Annotated in this window: 20 protein-coding genes; 7 read left to right on the forward strand and 13 right to left on the reverse strand. The window is 62.5% G+C overall.

The window, feature by feature from the left end; translation table 11 throughout:
• Window positions 1–89: 89 nt before the first annotated feature.
• The 3 genes from DFS21_RS12710 to DFS21_RS12720 are packed head-to-tail and all read right to left on the reverse strand — an operon-like array spanning window position 90 to window position 3,039.
• On the reverse strand, window positions 90–698 hold the full coding sequence (locus DFS21_RS12710; protein ID WP_256591377.1) for a hypothetical protein: 609 nt from the start codon (window positions 696–698) through the stop codon (window positions 90–92).
• 56 nt (window positions 699–754) lie between these two features.
• Window positions 755–2,122, reverse strand: coding sequence for an MBL fold metallo-hydrolase RNA specificity domain-containing protein (locus tag DFS21_RS12715; RefSeq protein ID WP_111532433.1), 1,368 nt, complete (start codon window positions 2,120–2,122; stop codon window positions 755–757).
• A complete protein-coding gene (locus tag DFS21_RS12720; RefSeq protein WP_111532434.1) occupies window positions 2,113–3,039 on the reverse strand; it encodes a universal stress protein in 927 nt (308 codons plus the stop codon). Before DFS21_RS12720 ends, DFS21_RS12715 begins: the two co-directional genes overlap by 10 nt.
• A gap of 181 nt (window positions 3,040–3,220) precedes the next feature.
• Between DFS21_RS12720 and DFS21_RS12725 the strand changes: the two genes are divergently transcribed.
• Window positions 3,221–3,769 carry a GNAT family N-acetyltransferase gene (locus DFS21_RS12725; protein ID WP_111532435.1) on the forward strand — a complete coding sequence of 183 codons (549 nt, stop codon included), beginning with the start codon at window positions 3,221–3,223 and terminating at the stop codon, window positions 3,767–3,769.
• Between the two features lie 28 nt (window positions 3,770–3,797).
• Here DFS21_RS12725 and DFS21_RS12730 read toward each other — a convergent pair whose 3' ends face one another.
• Entirely contained in the window at window positions 3,798–4,724 is a 927-nt protein-coding gene (locus tag DFS21_RS12730) for a universal stress protein (RefSeq protein WP_111532436.1), read from the reverse strand.
• A gap of 315 nt (window positions 4,725–5,039) precedes the next feature.
• Between DFS21_RS12730 and DFS21_RS12735 the strand changes: the two genes are divergently transcribed.
• The 3 genes from DFS21_RS12735 to DFS21_RS12745 are packed head-to-tail and all read left to right on the forward strand — an operon-like array spanning window position 5,040 to window position 7,293.
• Complete coding sequence (locus DFS21_RS12735; RefSeq protein ID WP_111532437.1) at window positions 5,040–5,258, forward strand: hypothetical protein; 219 nt, start codon at window positions 5,040–5,042, stop codon at window positions 5,256–5,258.
• 2 nt (window positions 5,259–5,260) lie between these two features.
• Window positions 5,261–6,070, forward strand: a complete 810-nt coding sequence (locus DFS21_RS12740; RefSeq protein ID WP_111532438.1) for a helix-turn-helix domain-containing protein — start codon at window positions 5,261–5,263, stop codon at window positions 6,068–6,070.
• Window positions 6,055–7,293: an MgtC/SapB family protein gene (locus DFS21_RS12745; RefSeq protein ID WP_111532439.1), complete on the forward strand. Its 1,239-nt coding sequence runs from the start codon at window positions 6,055–6,057 to the stop codon at window positions 7,291–7,293. The genes DFS21_RS12740 and DFS21_RS12745 overlap by 16 nt, the downstream gene beginning before the upstream one ends.
• Window positions 7,294–7,390: 97 nt before the next feature.
• On the opposite strand, the gene DFS21_RS12750 is transcribed toward DFS21_RS12745, so the two are convergent.
• Genes DFS21_RS12750 through DFS21_RS12765 form a run of 4 tightly spaced genes read right to left on the reverse strand, consistent with a single transcriptional unit; the run spans window position 7,391 to window position 9,507 of the window.
• On the reverse strand, window positions 7,391–7,705 hold the full coding sequence (locus tag DFS21_RS12750; protein WP_111532440.1) for a hypothetical protein: 315 nt from the start codon (window positions 7,703–7,705) through the stop codon (window positions 7,391–7,393).
• A 50-nt stretch (window positions 7,706–7,755) separates the two neighbouring features.
• Window positions 7,756–8,310 carry a hypothetical protein gene (locus DFS21_RS12755; RefSeq protein ID WP_111532441.1) on the reverse strand — a complete coding sequence of 185 codons (555 nt, stop codon included), beginning with the start codon at window positions 8,308–8,310 and terminating at the stop codon, window positions 7,756–7,758.
• Entirely contained in the window at window positions 8,307–8,831 is a 525-nt protein-coding gene (locus tag DFS21_RS12760; protein ID WP_110699588.1) for a hypothetical protein, read from the reverse strand. Before DFS21_RS12760 ends, DFS21_RS12755 begins: the two co-directional genes overlap by 4 nt.
• Before the next feature lie 22 nt (window positions 8,832–8,853).
• Window positions 8,854–9,507: a hypothetical protein gene (locus tag DFS21_RS12765; protein WP_110699590.1), complete on the reverse strand. Its 654-nt coding sequence runs from the start codon at window positions 9,505–9,507 to the stop codon at window positions 8,854–8,856.
• Between the two features lie 277 nt (window positions 9,508–9,784).
• On the opposite strand from DFS21_RS12765, the gene DFS21_RS12770 reads away from it, so the two are divergent.
• Window positions 9,785–10,507 carry a tellurite resistance TerB family protein gene (locus tag DFS21_RS12770; protein ID WP_111532442.1) on the forward strand — a complete coding sequence of 241 codons (723 nt, stop codon included), beginning with the start codon at window positions 9,785–9,787 and terminating at the stop codon, window positions 10,505–10,507.
• Window positions 10,508–10,681: 174 nt separating this feature from the next.
• Entirely contained in the window at window positions 10,682–11,125 is a 444-nt protein-coding gene (locus tag DFS21_RS12775; RefSeq protein WP_110699594.1) for a GFA family protein, read from the forward strand.
• A 142-nt stretch (window positions 11,126–11,267) separates the two neighbouring features.
• Here the strand turns inward: DFS21_RS12775 and DFS21_RS12780 are convergent, their stop codons facing one another.
• From DFS21_RS12780 to DFS21_RS12800, 5 genes are all read right to left on the reverse strand, one after another.
• On the reverse strand, window positions 11,268–11,702 hold the full coding sequence (locus tag DFS21_RS12780; RefSeq protein WP_110699596.1) for a PRC-barrel domain-containing protein: 435 nt from the start codon (window positions 11,700–11,702) through the stop codon (window positions 11,268–11,270).
• Window positions 11,703–12,006: 304 nt separating this feature from the next.
• Window positions 12,007–12,708: an arsenical resistance protein ArsH gene (gene arsH, locus DFS21_RS12785; RefSeq protein ID WP_110699598.1), complete on the reverse strand. Its 702-nt coding sequence runs from the start codon at window positions 12,706–12,708 to the stop codon at window positions 12,007–12,009.
• Between the two features lie 12 nt (window positions 12,709–12,720).
• Window positions 12,721–13,191 (reverse strand): arsenate reductase ArsC, encoded by a 471-nt coding sequence (locus DFS21_RS12790; protein WP_110699600.1) that lies wholly within the window; start codon window positions 13,189–13,191, stop codon window positions 12,721–12,723.
• A gap of 27 nt (window positions 13,192–13,218) precedes the next feature.
• Entirely contained in the window at window positions 13,219–14,502 is a 1,284-nt protein-coding gene (locus tag DFS21_RS12795; RefSeq protein WP_110699602.1) for an arsenic transporter, read from the reverse strand.
• A 21-nt stretch (window positions 14,503–14,523) separates the two neighbouring features.
• Window positions 14,524–14,871, reverse strand: coding sequence for a metalloregulator ArsR/SmtB family transcription factor (locus DFS21_RS12800; protein ID WP_102684010.1), 348 nt, complete (start codon window positions 14,869–14,871; stop codon window positions 14,524–14,526).
• 240 nt (window positions 14,872–15,111) lie between these two features.
• On the opposite strand from DFS21_RS12800, the gene DFS21_RS12805 reads away from it, so the two are divergent.
• The gene (locus DFS21_RS12805) at window positions 15,112–16,338 is read left to right on the forward strand and encodes an MFS transporter (RefSeq protein WP_102684034.1); all 1,227 of its coding nucleotides are present in this window, start codon (window positions 15,112–15,114) and stop codon (window positions 16,336–16,338) included.
• The last annotated feature ends 110 nt before the right edge of the window (window positions 16,339–16,448 follow it).

Raw genomic sequence — 16,448 nt, forward strand, 5'->3', positions numbered from 1 at the left:
CATGATTGTCGCGCAGGCACTTTTCGTACAAAGCCTAAGGCGCGGCGGCCTACCTGCGTAGGCGTGCCCATGATGGCAACCGCCTGGGTTCAAGGCCTGGTTGCACTGCCTTCCTCGGGCACCAGGTCGAACTGCGCGAGGCAGCGCTGCTCATCAGCAGGGGTCAGCGCCCGCAGGCCGCTCACTTTCTGCAGCGGTGTCTCGAACAACGCCAGGCGGATCACCCCATTTCGCTCCAGAAAGGTTTGCGCCAGGCAGGTGCATACGGGCTTGCCGACCAGCGCCGCAAGCTGCTCATCTTCGGGCACCTGCACCTGTGCCTGCAGGTTGGCCGAGCAGTTTTCAACAATCTGCGCCACAGAGCGCCCGGCCAGCCATGCGGTGGCAGCGCCCAGCACCGCCAGGAGCAACAGCATGCCCATCAGCACATTCGACTCCCGGCTGATCGAGCGCAGCAATGCCAGCCTGGCCTGCCAGCCCGACTCCTGGCCGTTGAAAATGGTTTTGCCGACCGTGCGTTTCACTCCGTGCTGCACGGCCCAGCCCAGCGCCACACTCCATGCCAGCAGGCTCAGGAGCACGACCGGATCACGCATGGGCATGCGCCAGCTGGGGCTCAAGGCGTGGTAGACAGATGCCGCGACGAGTAACGCGACAATGGCCACGATCCAGCCCAGGCTGCCCCTGGGCCGGTGCATCCAGGCCCGTAGTTTCGCTCGTGCTTGCGTGTTCATGACTACCTCCCGCGCCGGGTTCAGCGCACAGGGTCGATGGCAACGGTTTCCTCATATTCCGGCACGCACACCTGCCAACCGAGCTCCAGGCTGATTCGCCGTCGCAAGGTGTCAGCGGCATGTGGCTCGCCATGGATCACATAGGTCTGCCGCGGTGGCCGGGTGAAACCGCGCAACCACTCCATGATCTCGTCGGCGTCGGCATGGGCCGAAAGGTTTTCCATGGCGTGCACCTGCGCCCGAATGGGAACGTCTTCGCCCTGCAGGCGTACGCTGCGGGCGCCAGCGACGATATCGGCGCCGCGCGTGCCTCCCGCCTGGAAACCCGAGAACAGGATGCTGTTGCGCGGATTGGGGGCTAGCGCCTTCAGGTGGTGCAGCACCCGGCCGCCGGTAGCCATGCCACTGGCGGCAATGATCACCGCCGGCTCGCGCAGCTGGTCGAGGTGGCGGGACTCATCGACCGTGCGGATGATACGCGTGCCCTTGCTCATCGCGGCGCACTCCGCCGCCGTTAGCCGATGTTCGTTGCGAAACTGCTGATACAGGGCGGTGGCATCGGTGGCCATCGGGCTGTTGAGGTACACCGGGATATCCGGGATCAGCCGGTCACGCTTGAGCTTGTACAGGTAATACATCAGCAGCTGGGCGCGCCCGACAGCGAATGACGGCACCAGGACAATGCCATGGCGCAGGAGTGTCTGGTTGATCACCTGGGCCAGGTACTGCTCGGTCGATTCTGTCGGGTGCTGGCGATCACCGTAGGTGGACTCCACCAGCAGCACATCCGCCGTTCGGATCAGCTCCGGCGCCCGCATGATCGGGTCTTGCGGCCTGCCCAAGTCACCCGAGAAGACCAAGGTCTGCCCCTGGGCACTGAGCTGCACCGTTGCCGCACCCAGGATGTGGCCTGCCGTGCGCAACAGCAGGTCCATGCCCTCGGCGATCGGCATTGCCTGGTGCAGCTCCACCGGGCGCAACAGTGCCAGCGCCCGCTTTGCATCCTGTTCTGTATAGAGCGGCCGCGCCGGCGTGTGTCTGGAATAGCCGTGGCGATTGGCATGTTCGGCCTGCTCTTCCTGCAGCCGCGCGCTGTCGAGCAACAGCACTTCAGCCAGGGCGCAGGTTGCCGGGGTGGCATAGATCGGCCCGCTATAGCCCTCCCTGGCCAGTACCGGCAGGTAGCCACTATGGTCGAGATGGGCATGGGTCAGCACGACCGCATCGAGCGCCCGCAGTGCCGGTGGCAAGGGCTCCCAGTTGCGCAGACGCAATTGCTTGTAGCCCTGGAACAGTCCGCAGTCGACCAGCACCCGCGTGCTGTTGTGGGTCAACAGGAATTTGCTGCCGGTCACTGTCCCGGTGCCGCCGAGAAAGGTCAGTTGCATGGCCAAGGCTCCTGGGTTTCGAACACATGGGGATGAACCACCAGCACGCTGCACGGTGGGTGATCAACGATACGTTCAGTGGTATCGCCCAGCAGCTTGTCCAGCCCTTTGGGCTGCACCACACCCATCACCACGGCGTCGACCTCCAGGGCCGCGACCTGTTCGCGGATCACCTGCACCGGTCCGCCCTCCATGAAGTGCCGACAGTCCGGCGCCACCCCTTCGGCCTCAGCCAAGGCATTGAAGGATTCCTGCAGTGCTTCGCGCATCTCTTCGATCCACGCTTGGGTGACGTTGATATCCGCTGCGAACACTCCGGCCATGTTGTAGGCAGAGAGCAGGTGCAACTCGGCATCGCACTGCAGTGCCAAGGCCTGGGCAACACGAATGAGTCCACGGTTGAACTGTTCCTGTACGGCTGGCGTCTCGCTGAAGCGGGTGTCCACGGCTACGAGAACACGCCGGGGCAATGAGGCGGCCGCCATCGGCACGAACAGGGTGAGCCCCTTGAAGCCGCGCATCAGCGCACAGTCCAACGGGGTACCGAACAGCCGCGCCATGGCCGACGCGGCTTCACTGTCCTTGATGACCATGTCCGGTTGCAGTTCGCGAATATAGTCAAGGGCCTCGCTGCGGACATCCTCGGCGGCGAGGCTATCGACCGTCAGTGCCACACCACTGCTGCGGTGCCGCTCGACCAGCGTTCGCAACTGCTCGCGATAGTGATCGTACTGGCGCTTGATATCGGCCTCATTCAGCCGCTCTTCGCGCAGCAGGTGCGCCTCGCTTGGCACGAACACCCCCAGCACGTGCACGCGGGCTCCGCTGGCATGCGCCAGCGCCAGCCCCCTACGCAGCGCGGCTGAATGCGGATCGACGTCGATAATCAGCACCAGCAACTGTCGATATTGACTCATGGTGGACCTCCGGACTTGCGCCGCTGGGGTGCGATGAAAGGGATTTTCCGGGGATGGTCGCGCTGGCGCTTGATGCAGATCAGAAACGCGTGATCCGGTCCGAACTTGACGATTGTCAGAACCGCGGCGGCCGTCCACGTTACAACGGCTTCAGGCATCTATCCGGGTGATGGGAGGCAATATGAATACGCAGCAGACCGAACAGCCGGGCGCCTGCGAGCACTGGGTCGAAAAGCTTGATGACGGCACGCCCGTGCTGATCCGGCCGCTGCGCGAGGAAGATCACGACCGCGACCGGCAGTTCCTCAGGTCGATCACCTCCGAGGCCCGGCGTTTCCGCTTCATCGCCGGGATCAGCAGCGGCCTGCCCAGCCTGGACCCGCAAAGGATGCCCGTCGACTACCACCAGCGCATGGCCTATGTCGCGCTGGCTCACGTCGACGGCTGCTTGCAGCAGATTGGCGTCAGCCGCTACGCCGGAATATCGGGTAGCCCGTGCTGCGAGTGTGCCGTGGCGGTGCGGGAGGACTGGCAGCGTAGAGGTCTGGGCAAGCGCCTGTTGCTGCACCTGATCGAAGCGGCGCGGCGCAATGGCTATGAGTGGATGATGTCCAGGGACCTGGCGAACAACTACGCCATGCACCGCCTGACCAAGGCGCAGGGGTTCACCTCACGTTACCTGGGCGGCGATGTCAGCGAGATCCTTCACGAACTTGACCTGCGGGCCTGAAAACCAAGGCCCTTGCGGGCCTTGTACCTTACCCCTGGGCATGTTCGGGGGAAATCACCAGCACACTGCTGGACAAGCGATGCAGTACCCGCTCCGCGGTACTGCCGATGAACCATCCAATGCCGTGGTGGTGATAACTGCCCATCACCAGCACATCGATATCATTGTTATCCATGAACACGGCCAGAACCTTGGCTGGGTCGCCTATGCGCATGTGCCGGTGCTCGACGGCGATGCCATTGCGCTCGGCAAGGGCCTGGAAGGCATCGCTCTGGGCTTCGTGAAGCGTCTGGGCGAGGTTGGAATCGAACAGAAACGAATGCTCCCGGCTGCCGCCGGCGTCCAGGTACATCGAACCCAGGTCATAGGCATACAGCAATTCGATCTGCGCGTTGCACTGCAGGGCCAGTTTCAACGCCTCGCTGATGATCTGGTCGTTGAAGCCTTCGAACTGATCCTCGGGCCTGGACAGGTCCACAGCCGCGAGGATCCGGCGCGGCAGCGCATGGCTGGCCTTGTGCACCAGATGCAGCGGGATGCGGGTTTCACGCAGCAGCTGGATATCCAGGGAGGTGAACATGGCACGCGCCCACCAGGGTTCATGCTCGAACGCCTTGATCAACATGGCGAACGGCTGTTCGCGCAGGTGCACCAGAATCTCGCTCAAGGGATGCTGCACCCACACCACCTCGGTGGTGACCGTGACACCATTGCGCCGCATCGACTGCGCCTGGCTTTCCAGCCATTCCCGGTGTTGCCGCACGTAGCCTTCGCGCATCACCGCCAGTGCCTGGTCATTCACCAGGCCCGCCGTGGCAAGCCCTTCCACATAATCGAAAGCCACGATGTGCAACGCCATGCCCTTGGCCTTGGCCAGTGCTGCGGCGCGGTCGTAGACGGGGGTTCGGCGCATCAGGGGCGATGCGATCAGCAGCAGTCTTTGCAGGGTTTCCATGGCACACCTCGGCGGTTGCGATACGTAACCCAAGCATCGTTTAGCCGTGCTTTGCAGACTTGACGTTTGTCAACTGACGCCCCACGGACCAACGGCATATCCCGCTGCACAAAAACTTGACGAGGATCAACGTATCGCCGCTTGCCGGGCGCACGCTACTCACATATCAACAACAATCTCCAGCCTCCGGAGGCGTGCCATGGCCCTCATCAACGCAACGGTGTTCGGCGACAGAAACCGAACCGTGCTGGCAGGGACGCCTTCGCTTCGCATTGTTCCGCAGTTTTCCTGCCCATGCATGCTCCGGAGGCACCCATGAACATCTACATCGAGCACAACACCGAACGGAACCGCTGTTGGGTCCGCATGGACGACTGGCGGGTAGGTTTCAGCACCGCCGCTGAAGCCGAACAGTTTGTCGAGCGGCTCAACGCCCGCCTCAACGCCCCGCATTCGCTGGACATGCTCGCGGATTCGTCGCTCCGCCCAGGCGTGACAGTCCGGGCTGGCCGGCGATGTGCGAAGGAGGCCTGAACATGTCTGGCCAACTGAAAGTCACACTGTTCGAGCAGCCTCCTTCACCTGCGGTTCACCTGGAACCACTGGCGACATTGTGCCGCGACTGTAGGGTCAGCGGCTTGTGCCTGCCCACCGGTCTGCCCTTGCATGACACCGGCTGCCTGGGCGCGCTGATCGGGCCACGCATGCGTATCCGCAAAGGGGCGGCGCTGTTCAATGCCAATGACCCCTTGACCACGCTCTATGCCGTGCGCTGCGGCAGTTTCAAGACCAGCCTGAACAGCGTCGAAGGCCAGGGTGTAGTGATCAACTTCTGGATGACGGGTGATGTGCTTGGCCTGGACGCCATCGCCACCGACCACCATGTCTGCGACGCGATTGCCCTGGAAGACAGCGAAGTCTGCCCAGTGCCGTATCGTCGCCTGCAAGCGCTGGCACGCGACTTTCCGGTATTGCAGCAAAGCCTGAACCGCTTGATGAGCCGGGAGATCGTGCGTGAGCACGGGCGCGTGCTGATGCTGTGCAACCTCACCGCCGAGCAGCGCCTGGCCAGTTTTCTGATCGGGCTGTCCAGGCGCTTCGTCAACCGTGGCTACTCCGCCCATGGTTTCATGTTACGCATGTCACGAGAGGACATGGCATCTTACCTGGGCCTGCGCCTGGAGACCGTATGCCGTTCGGTCGCCCGCTTGCGTGCGCAAGGCATCGTCAGCCTATGCGGCAGGCTGGTGGAAATACTTGACATGCCAGCGTTGATGGCGCTCGAGCAAGGCGGCCCTGACAGTGAACGCAAGCAAAGCCTGAAAGCGCCATGCTCGACATGCTGAATGTTGGCCACGGCGCCGTGGCGCTGGGGATCGGCATGCTGGTAGGCCTTGAGCGCGAACGCAAGAAACGTCGCGACGAGGAACCTGCCGCAGCGGGGCTGAGGACCTTCGCCATCACTGCCCTGCTTGGCTATGTCAGCATGCTGCTGGCAGGACCGGTGCTGGTCGGCACAACGAGCCTGGGCCTGGTACTGCTGCTCTGCCTGCAATACCGCCACTCGCCCAGGAGAATGCCGGATGTGACAGGGCAGATAGCCCTCTTGCTGGTGCTTGTCCTGGGCGCGCTGAGCGTTGCCGAGCCTGAGCTCGGCGCTGCAGCTGGTGTGGTCACGACCGTATTGCTGGCCCTGCGCCATGAGCTGCATCATTTCGTGCTGCAGCGACTGAGCGAACAGGAGCTGCGTGATGGGCTGACATTGCTGACGGTAGCCCTGGTGGTATTGCCACTTACACCGGATCGCTTTCTGGGCCCCTACAACGTGCTCAACCCACGCACCATCTGTACCTTGGTCGTCTTGCTGATGACGGTGGCAGCGTTGGGCCATATCGCCATACGCCTCTTGGGCCCGCGCTATGGCCTGCCCTTGAGTGCCATCGCTTCAGGTTTTGCCTCCGGCTCGGCGACCATTGCCCTGCTGGCCCATGAAGCCCGACGACAAAGCGCAGCGGTGCGCCCCTTCGCGGCGGCGGCGGTGTTGTCGAACCTGGCCACCATCACCCAGTTCGCCCTGGTGCTGATCTTCATCGACCGTCACCTGCTCGGCCCTTTCCTGCCAGCGGTCGGCCTCGGCGCGCTGGTTACCGCGCTCTATGGCGTGCTACTGCTCGCGCCCTGGCGCGCCGACTCAAGCTGCTCGGCGGTGAATCCAGGCACTGGCGCCTTCAACCTGTGGACAGCCCTCATCATCACGCTCGCCCTGACCGGTATCGCTTTGCTCTCGGCGTTTCTGCTCGAACACCTGGGACACAACGGTGCCAGCATCGCAGCGTTCGTCAGCGGCCTGGGCGATGCCCACGCGGCAACGGCGTCAGCAGCCTCGCTGGTGGTTGCAGGTCGGCTGCAAATGACCGAGCTGGTGGTACCGGGCATGATGGCTTTGACGGGGAACACGCTGACCAAATGTGTTTTGGCGTTCAGCAATGGTGGCTACGATTTTGCGCGGTACCTGGTGCCGGCGCAGCTCATCATTCTTGGGACGATGTGGCTGGGGATGCTGGCGTAACGCCCCATTGCCGCCAGCGATCGCCCCACAGTCGCTGACGCGCAGTTCGAACACTTGGGCGGTGGCAAGTCACATTCAGAACGACGCCCGTTCTGGATCACTCATCCTCGAACAAGGTCCAACCATGCCCCAAACCTTCGACGTCTTTCGCCGTGAAGAACAAGGCCAACTCCCCAGGGTCGAACGCTCTGTATAACCAGTGCCCGGCAACCGGCCCTCTCGTTATCACATAGTTCAAGCGGTATCGGAGGATGGCGCCAGCGTTAAACGAACCCGAGTTCAACTCGAATATCTCGCCATGATCGAGTGCCCATAGCATTTCGACGAGCTTGTCATTCAACACCACCCCTTCGGCGACCTCGATCAGATGGCGCTTGTGCAATTTCTTTTGAAGTCTTGCGCTTCTGGCCATGTTCAAGCGCCCTTGCTGCGCGACGGAGAATTCATTGGCCTGCCCACGACTTACCGTTGATCAACCAACCCAACCTGCCCCGCATCGTCAACATGGGGAATCAGCCCACTGGCCTCCAGGTCGCGCATCAGTTCAGTCAGCATCTGCCGCTGGTTCTCGGTGATCGGTGGCGGCACATACCAGGCGCCCACACTCATGCCCTCGCGCTTGTAGCTGAAGCTGCGCAGCAGCTCGCCATCCTTGTAGACCTTGCCGGTGAGGTTGTGCACGTAGCTGTAGGGCATCGGGAACGTCAGCAGCGTCAGGGCGTTGAGCGCGACCAGAAAACCAGCCCCTTCCCCTGGCGGTTGGCTGATGACCAGGGCGTAACCCTTGCGCGGCAGTCCGTGGTCGACGAAAGAGAACGCGCCCGACGACCTGACCGCCTTGGTCAGCTCGTCGCGCTTCTGGACGTCCAAGCGGGTGTATCCATCCGGCATCACCAACAGGCTCATCGGCACATAGGGCTTTTGCGCGTGATAGCCCAGCGGCTTCATCGACGGGTTACAGCCACCGAGCAATGCCAGCCCGGCCGCCATCAGCGCCGCCTTGACCAGGTTGTTCATCGCTGCGCCTCCAGCGGCTTGCTGGCCTGGTTGGCGGCCTGCATGTCACGGGCGAAAGCACGGGCGACCCGACGGATGTTTTCCTCGCGCTCAGGAATACCGAGGTCGAGCAGCCAGGCGTACTTGGCCATGTAGTTCTCATAGTGATAGCGCTTCAGCACCTTGCCATCACGCATCACGGTGAAGTCGGCCTTGGTGTCCAGGTCACTCTGCAAGGGCAAGAGGAACAGAGTGGCGGCACTGAGGAACAGCAACGGCGCAGGCGCGACCTTGCGCTGGGCATCCAGCTTGACCATCACCTGGGTCTGCCCTTCGCCAGCGGCACCGTTCTCGACCTTGCTGAACACGCCGCTCTCGCGCAGGTAATTGCGCAGCTCGGTGCCGTGTTCAAGCGAATCGACCATTACCGCGATCGGCGGCAGGTAATCCTGGCCTGCCTCGATGCGCGGATCGGGCAAGGTCTGGGTACCTGCGCAGCCGGCCAGCAGCAGGCTGGCGCTGAGGAACAGAGTCTTTTTCATTGCGGGTTTTCCTGGGTACGGGTCACTTCGCCGGCTGGGCGGCTTGGGGCAGTGGCATGACGAAGGGGAATGCTGGCGCCATGTTCAAGTTCAGGGCTTGCAGGGGCGGCAATGCGGGGGTGTAGCGCCGGGCGATCACTTCATCGCGCGGCTGCTGGTCGCCATGGAAGAACAGGCAGGCGGAAGGCCCGAGGCAACGCGAACGGAATTCGCCGATGTAGTACGCCTTGCCGGCTTCCAGGTGCATGGGCACGAGGAACTGTTCCCGTGCCCGGATGGAGCTGTAGCCACCGTTGTAGCCGTTCCAGAAGAACTGGAAGTCATAGAACTCGTAGTCACCGGGCTTGAGGGGCATGACGAACACGCTGGCCTCGCCGGGCAACGCCTGCTTGTCGGGGCCGCGCACCTCTTCGATGTCCTTCGGGGTGTGGGCCACCTCGGCGAAACCCCACCATGCCGCCGCGCCGTCCTGCGCGCCACGTTTGCGCAGGAGGATACGCTGGTTGGTGTAGGCACTATCACGGCCAAGGGGGCCGATGCTGCCTACCAGGTACGTTACTGGACCACCAGCGGCCGGTTGCAGGGCCTCGCTGACCAGGGCGGGAGATTTGGCGGCGCAGCCGGTAAGTAGGGCAAGCGGTAACAGACGTGCGAACGCACGGAGCAATCCAGGCATGAAAAATCCTTGGGGCGGGTCTCGATCCATCGGCAGCTGCAATCAGCGAGCAAGCACCTCAGCTGCGGGGACGCAATGATATAGCGCGGTAAGGGATCAGGCGAGCAGGAATACGGCCTTTTGCCACCACTCTTGCGCATGCGCTATTGCCCTCCCTTGATCCAAGCAACGACAACGCATTGAGCCGAACGCCCCTTTGGTCAGGCGGTCATGGCGGATCGCCTTCAGGGGGCTATCGTTGCTTGTCTGGGCGACCACGACCGACGAGGGCGGTGCCATGAATACCAGTGATCTACTCGAACAGCTGCTTCGGGCCGGACAAGCTTCGCAGATGCGAAAAGGGAGCGGCGGCAGCTCATCGCAAGACAGCCTGGGTGGCTTGGGTGGCTTGCTCGGCAGCCTGCTTGGCGGCGGCGGTACGACGGCTGGCGGTGGCGGCCTTGGTGGTTTGCTGGGCGGACTGCTGGGCGGCGGTGGCAGCAACACTGGCGGCTCTACCCAGGGGCGTTCCGCGGGCGGCGTCAATTACGCGGCTCTGGCGTCACTGGGGATGATGGCATTCAAGGCCTATCAGAGCTGGCAGCGCAGCCAGGCGACAGCCCCGCAGCAGGCGGTCCGCACGGTGGATCAACTGTCCGGCGCCGAGGCCGAGGATCACAGCCATGCGATCCTGCGCGCACTGATTGCGGCGGCCAAGGCCGACGGGCGCATCGACCAGCAGGAAGAACAGTTGATCTACGCCGAAATCAAACGCCAGACCAGCGACCCGCAACTGCAGCAATGGCTGGATGAAGAAGTCGGCAAGCCACTCGATGCTGCAGAAGTGGCGCAGTCCGTGCGGGACCCGGCCATGGCCGCAGAAATGTACCTGGCCAGCGTGATGCTGGTGGATGACCAGCAGGCAGCTGAGCGGGCCTACCTGGATGAGCTGGCCGGCGCACTGCAACTCGATCCGGCACTGCAGGTGCATCTGGAGCAGCAGGCCAAGGGAGTAGCCTGACCGGGCGGCAATGACTGTACTCGCCATTGATCCGCGGCCAGAGTGGGCAAGGCTTTTGCGAACGACGGCCGTGGGGCGATCGCTACCATCTGCGAGTGACCACTTACGACTCAAAATACTCGCCCCAACCTGTTGGGCCGGCCATCCGTTCCCAGACTCAAGTAGAGGAATGCCATGCTCAATGAAACAAACGATAACCGCGCTGTCTACCAAGCAGCCTGCCATTGTGGGACGGTGCAATTCTCATTGCGCTTGACCGACGGCACGCGTACAGCGCGCAGGTGCAACTGCTCTCTCTGCCGTATGCGTGGTGCCGTGGCGGTATCAGCTAACCTTGGCGACATCACTGTTACCCAAGGGGAAGAGGCGCTGACTCTTTATCAGTTCAACACACGCGAAGCAAAGCACTACTTCTGCTCGAAGTGTGGCATCTACACCTTCCACCAGCGCCGTTCTGCGCCTGATCAGTACGGAGTTAATGTGGCCTGCATTGAGGGCATGAGCCCATTTGACTTCCCAGAGGTGCCTGTCTGTGAAGGTCGGACTCATCCTAAAGACCGTGTAGTCGGGGGCTCAGAGGTTGCAGGATGGGTGCGATACGAAAGCACCGCAGAGTGACTGCACAGCCTGCCTGGAGACCGTGCTGCGAGGGCGGGTGGCTCTCGCTGCGAAGAGCACGTCCATCGACCCAAAGCCGCCTGTCACGGTCCTGTTGATCAGGATAGGCTTGGCCGGGAGCCCGGCCAAGCAGGTTGGCACGTCACAGCCGGGGATCGTTTTCCCACGTGGTGCCGTAGTAGTCGTGGATACCTCTGCCCCAAGTCGGGTCACTCATGTTTGGCCAGTTGTCCTTATCGAAGCCTGGGGCGTTCTTCAGGCGGTCCTTGTCGGCATCAAGGACGAAGCGCTTGTTCACCGTATCCAGGCGTAAAGCCCCCCACGGCACGGCGAACAGCTTTTCACCCATCCCAAGGAAACCGCCGAACGACAGTACAGCGTACGCAACCTTGCCGCTGGCGGTGTCCAACATGATTTCCTTGATGTCACCCAAGTCTTCGTCTTGCGTGTTATACACGTCGTTGCCGATGAGCGTTTCCGCCCCCATCAGCCGCGGCCCCGGTCCGCGGTCTCCCTCGACAGTGAAATCGGTCCGTCCCTTGTACATACCGTACTTGTCGCGTTCTTCGAAGTTCATAGTGCGCTCCTGGCCAGAGGCCATAGGCAGTGAGCATCTCGACGCTTGGTTCAAGGCTGCTCGGGTGACGCCGGCGGAGATGCCCGGCGTGATCAGACATTTTTTAACCGCACGGTATCTCTCCTGCATCAGCAAGGCTCGTAAGAGAGACGGGCGGGACAGCGAGCGACGGGCTAGGACACTAAGCTTCGAGGGCCTGGATCCGTTGCTGCGGTGCTCAGAACAGGAGAGTGATGAGCATCATCAGCCGTTCGCTATTTGCGACCAGCGGTGGGACGTGGAGACGACTGAAGCGGCATCCGTCTCAGATCGAGCGCTGGTTCACACGGGCAGCGAGTTGCTCGGCGTTTTCCTTACGTTCCGAATAGCGATCCACCAAGAACGCCTGGCGGTCGCGCAACAGAACGGTGAACTTCACCAGCTCCTCCATGACGTCCACCACACGATCGTAGTACGGCGAGGGTTTCATCCGCCCGGCGTCATCAAACTCAAGGTAGGCTTTGGGCAGCGAAGACTGGTTGGGAATGGTGAACATGCGCATCCAGCGGCCAAGCACGCGCAACTGGTTGACCACGTTGAATGACTGCGAGCCGCCACACACCTGCATGACCGCCAGGGTCTTGCCTTGAGTGGGGCGAACCGCACCCAGTGCCAGAGGAATCCAGTCGATCTGCGCCTTGAACACCGCTGACATTGCACCGTGGCGCTCTGGCGAACACCAGACCTGACCTTCCGACCACTGCACCAGATCACGCAGCTCCTGCACCTTGGGGTGCTCAACAGGTACATCGTCAGGTAGCGGCAAGCCCGACGGATTGAAGACCTTGGTCTCGGCACCGAAGTGCTCCAGCAGGCGTGCAGCTTCCTCCACCAGCAGGCGACTGAAGGAACGTTCGCGGGTCGATCCATACAGCAACAGGATGCGCGGTTTGTGCTCGCTGGAGCGGGTTGCCGCTGGCGGCAGATCGAACAGCGAGAGATCGAGATTAGGCAGTTGCTCGGACATGTTTCCTCCTGCTCAAAGCGTAGCGATGCGATCCAGCTCATTTTTGAGCTGCTCACGATCGAGATGTTCGAATGGCAGCGCAAAGAAGGCCTGGCAGCGAGACTGGATCCGGGCCAGCGTTGCGCGGAATGCAGCGTCGACCGACGCTTCGTCAGCCACGACAGCGGACGGATCCTCCAGCCCCCAGTGCGTCTTCAGCGCAGGGCCGAAATACACGGGGCAGGCTTCGCCGGCAGCGTTGTCGCAAACGGTGATGACGATGTCAGGAGGGCAACGCTCGAACGCGTCATTGCCCTTGCTGCTCAGACCCTCGATCGAGATGCCGGCATGCTGCAAGGTGGTCAGGCTGCGAGGCAACACTTGGCCTTTCGGGTAACTGCCGGAACTGACGGCTTCAAATCCGTGAGGGGCCAGGTGATTGAACATGGCCTCGGAAAGGATGCTGCGGCAGCTATTGGCCGTGCACATGAATAGGACTCGCATGAGGGCTCCTGCGCTTCGTGGCGGGTTTCAGAGGCTGAGGCGCAATGCCAGAGCCGAAAGGGTGATCAGTAGAACTGGCAGCGTCAGCAGGATGCCGACTTTGAAGTAGTAACCCCAGGTGATGCGCATGCCTTTGCGCTCCAGCACGTGGAGCCAGAGCAGCGTGGCGAGGCTGCCGATGGGGGTGATTTTCGGGCCGAGGTCGCAGCCGATGACGTTGGCGTAGATCATCGCCTCGCGTACCAGTCCTTGCGCCTCGCTGGCCTGGATCGACAAAGCGCCGATCAGCACGCTGGGCATGTTGTTCATGATCGAGGACAGCAATGCAGCGATCAGCCCGGTGCCGATGGCGGCACTCCACAGCCCTTGCTGCGCAAGGCGGTCGAGCAGGTGGGTGAGCATGTCGGTGAGGCCGGCGTTCTTCAGACCGTATACCACCAGGTACATACCGAGAGAAAAGATCACCACCTGCCAGGGTGCTTCGCGCAGCACACGCCGGGTCGAGATGCGGTGGCCACGGGCGGCGACGGTAAACAGGATCGCGGCACAAGTTGCAGCTACCGCACTGATCGGGATACCCAGTGGCTCCAGAGCGAACAGGCCGATCAGCAACACCAGCAGCACCCAGCCACCAACCTTGAAGGTTGCGCGGTCATGAATTGCCTCGTTTGGCATCTTCAGGGCCGCGAGCGCGTACTGTCTCGGGATATCACGGCGGAAGAACAGGAACAGCACCAGCAGGGTTGCCGACACACTGGCGAGATTCACTGGCACCATCACCGAAGCGTATTCGCTGAAGCCCAGCTTGAAGTAGTCGGCCGAGACGATGTTCACCAGGTTGGAGACCACCAACGGCAGGCTCGCCGTGTCGGCGATGAAACCGGCCGCCATGACGAAGGCCAGTGTCGCGGCGGGCGAGAAACGTAGCGCGAGCAGCATCGACATCACGATAGGTGTGAGGATCAGCGCCGCACCATCGTTGGCGAACAGCGCCGACATAGAGGCGCCGAGCAGCACACAAAAGGCGAACAGGCGATAGCCGCTGCCGTTTGCCCAGCGCGCCACGTGCAGCGCGGCCCACTCGAAGAAACCGGCCTCATCCAGCAGCAGGCTGATGATGATGACGGCGATGAAGGTGACGGTGGCGTTCCAGACGATGGCCCACACAGTCGGGATGTCGTGCAGCGAAACGGTGCCTGCCGCCAGGGCGATGAGGGCACCGAGCGCTGCGCTCCAGCCAACGCCAAGCCCCTTCGGCTGCCAGATGACCAGGATGAGGGTGAAAACGAAGACTGCAATCGCTACCAGCATGATGACCTCGTACAGTGATGATCAGCAGCAGGCAGCGTCACGAACGGGGCGACCGTCCATGTTCTGCAGACGCAGGGTGTTTTCTGCCAACCATTGCCTGTTGGCCTGCAGTGTCGCCTGCAAGATCTCGTGTACCCAGGCGGGCAGGTCCGGGTTGAGGCGGTAGTACACCCATTGCCCTTGGCGGCGGTCCAGCAGCAGGCCACTGCTGCGCAGCTGCGCCAGGTGACGACTGATCTTCGGCTGGCTGTCGTTCAGCGCGCACATCAGCTCACAGACACATAGCTCACCGAGACTGGCAATCAGCAGGCTGGCGCGAGCACGGGTTTCGTCAGACAGGCTCTTGAACACATCGGGCGGGGTTATCATGGCTGCACCAATACATATGGAAATCCAAATATACGGATACCCATATGTATTTTGCAAGCGTCTACGGGCGTTCAGGCGTGCCAGGGGTGGTCGTATTCGCGGTACAACCATCGATCAGGCTGATGTTTACTATCGAGCGCCCCGCCTGTCGGCTCGGCAAAACTGTCTCTTATAATCGCCAACCATTTTTTCCGCTCCCCGGTCCGCCCCAGGCGGCATCCCCCCATGGAATCCAACACCATGCCCAGTGTCACTCCGCCGTCTCACGGCCGTCCCGAACACAGTCAACAAAGCGTCAGCCAACAGTGGCTGGCGATTCTCTCGGTCGCCGTGGGCGCCTTCGCCCTGGTCACCAGTGAGTTTCTCCCGGTGGGCGTACTCAACGATGTCGCCAGCGACCTGGGCATCAGCGCCGGCCAGGCCGGCCTGATGGTCACCCTGCCCGGCATCATGGCCGCCCTCGCCGCGCCCTTGCTGTCGGTGGGCATCGGCGCCCTGGACCGTCGCTACCTGCTGATCGGCCTGACGCTGATCATGATCCTCGCCAACGCCGTCGTGGCCTACGCCAGCGACTTCAGCCTGCTGCTGTTCGGCCGCGTGCTGCTGGGCATCAGCATCGGCGGTTTCTGGGCCACCGCCATTGCCCTCAGTGGCCGCCTGGCCCCCAAGGGCGTGGGCGTGGCCCAGGCCACCTCGATCATCATGGTCGGCGTGACCCTGGCCACCGTGCTGGGCGTGCCGGTCGGCACCTGGCTGAGCGGCCTGATGGGCTGGCGCATGACCTTCCTGGCTACCGCGCTGGTTGGCGTGCCAGTACTGCTGGCGCAGGTCTTCCTGCTGCCGCGGCTCACCCCCGACAAAGCCATTCGCATCAGCGACCTGCCGGCGCTGTTCGTCAATCCGCAGGCACGGGTCGGGTTGATCGCGGTATTGCTGATCGGCCTGGCGCATTTTGCCGCCTATACCTATGTCGCACCGTTCTTCAAGCAAAGCGCCGGCTTCGATGGGCCGACCATCGGTTCGCTGCTGTTGCTGTACGGCGTGGCCGGGGTGATCGGCAACATCTTCGCCGGTTTCGCCGCCAACCGCAGCGTGCGCCACACCCTGTTGCTGGTCGCCCTGATGATCGGCATCAGCACCGCCCTGTTCCCCTACTTCGCCACCGGCATGACCGGCGCCGCGATGCTGATCGCGCTGTGGGGCTTCGCCTTTGGTGCCTTCCCGGCCTGCGCCAGTATCTGGATGTTCGTGGTGGCACCCAAGGATGTCGAACGCGGCATGCCGCTGTTCGTCGCCATGTTCCAGGTGATCATTGCCTTGGGCTCGTTCTTCGGCGGGCGCATTGTCGATCAGCTCGGTACCGCGGTGCTGTTGAGCCTGGCCACGGCCCTGGTGGGCTGCGGTTTTGTCGCGGTACTGGTGCTCGGGCGCAACGTCTCCAATCGGATGGCGGCGCAGCCTTGCTGACCGATCGCGGTAGATGACACTGGGCAGCAGTTGGCCTCAGGAGGACACGAGCGGCAAGGCGAACACCTCGATGTGCGGTATGGTTGCACGATCGCTACGGCGTTGCCGAT

Origin of the sequence: Pseudomonas sp. 2848 (genome assembly GCF_003253945.1) — a bacterium.
Classification (GTDB): domain Bacteria; phylum Pseudomonadota; class Gammaproteobacteria; order Pseudomonadales; family Pseudomonadaceae; genus Aquipseudomonas.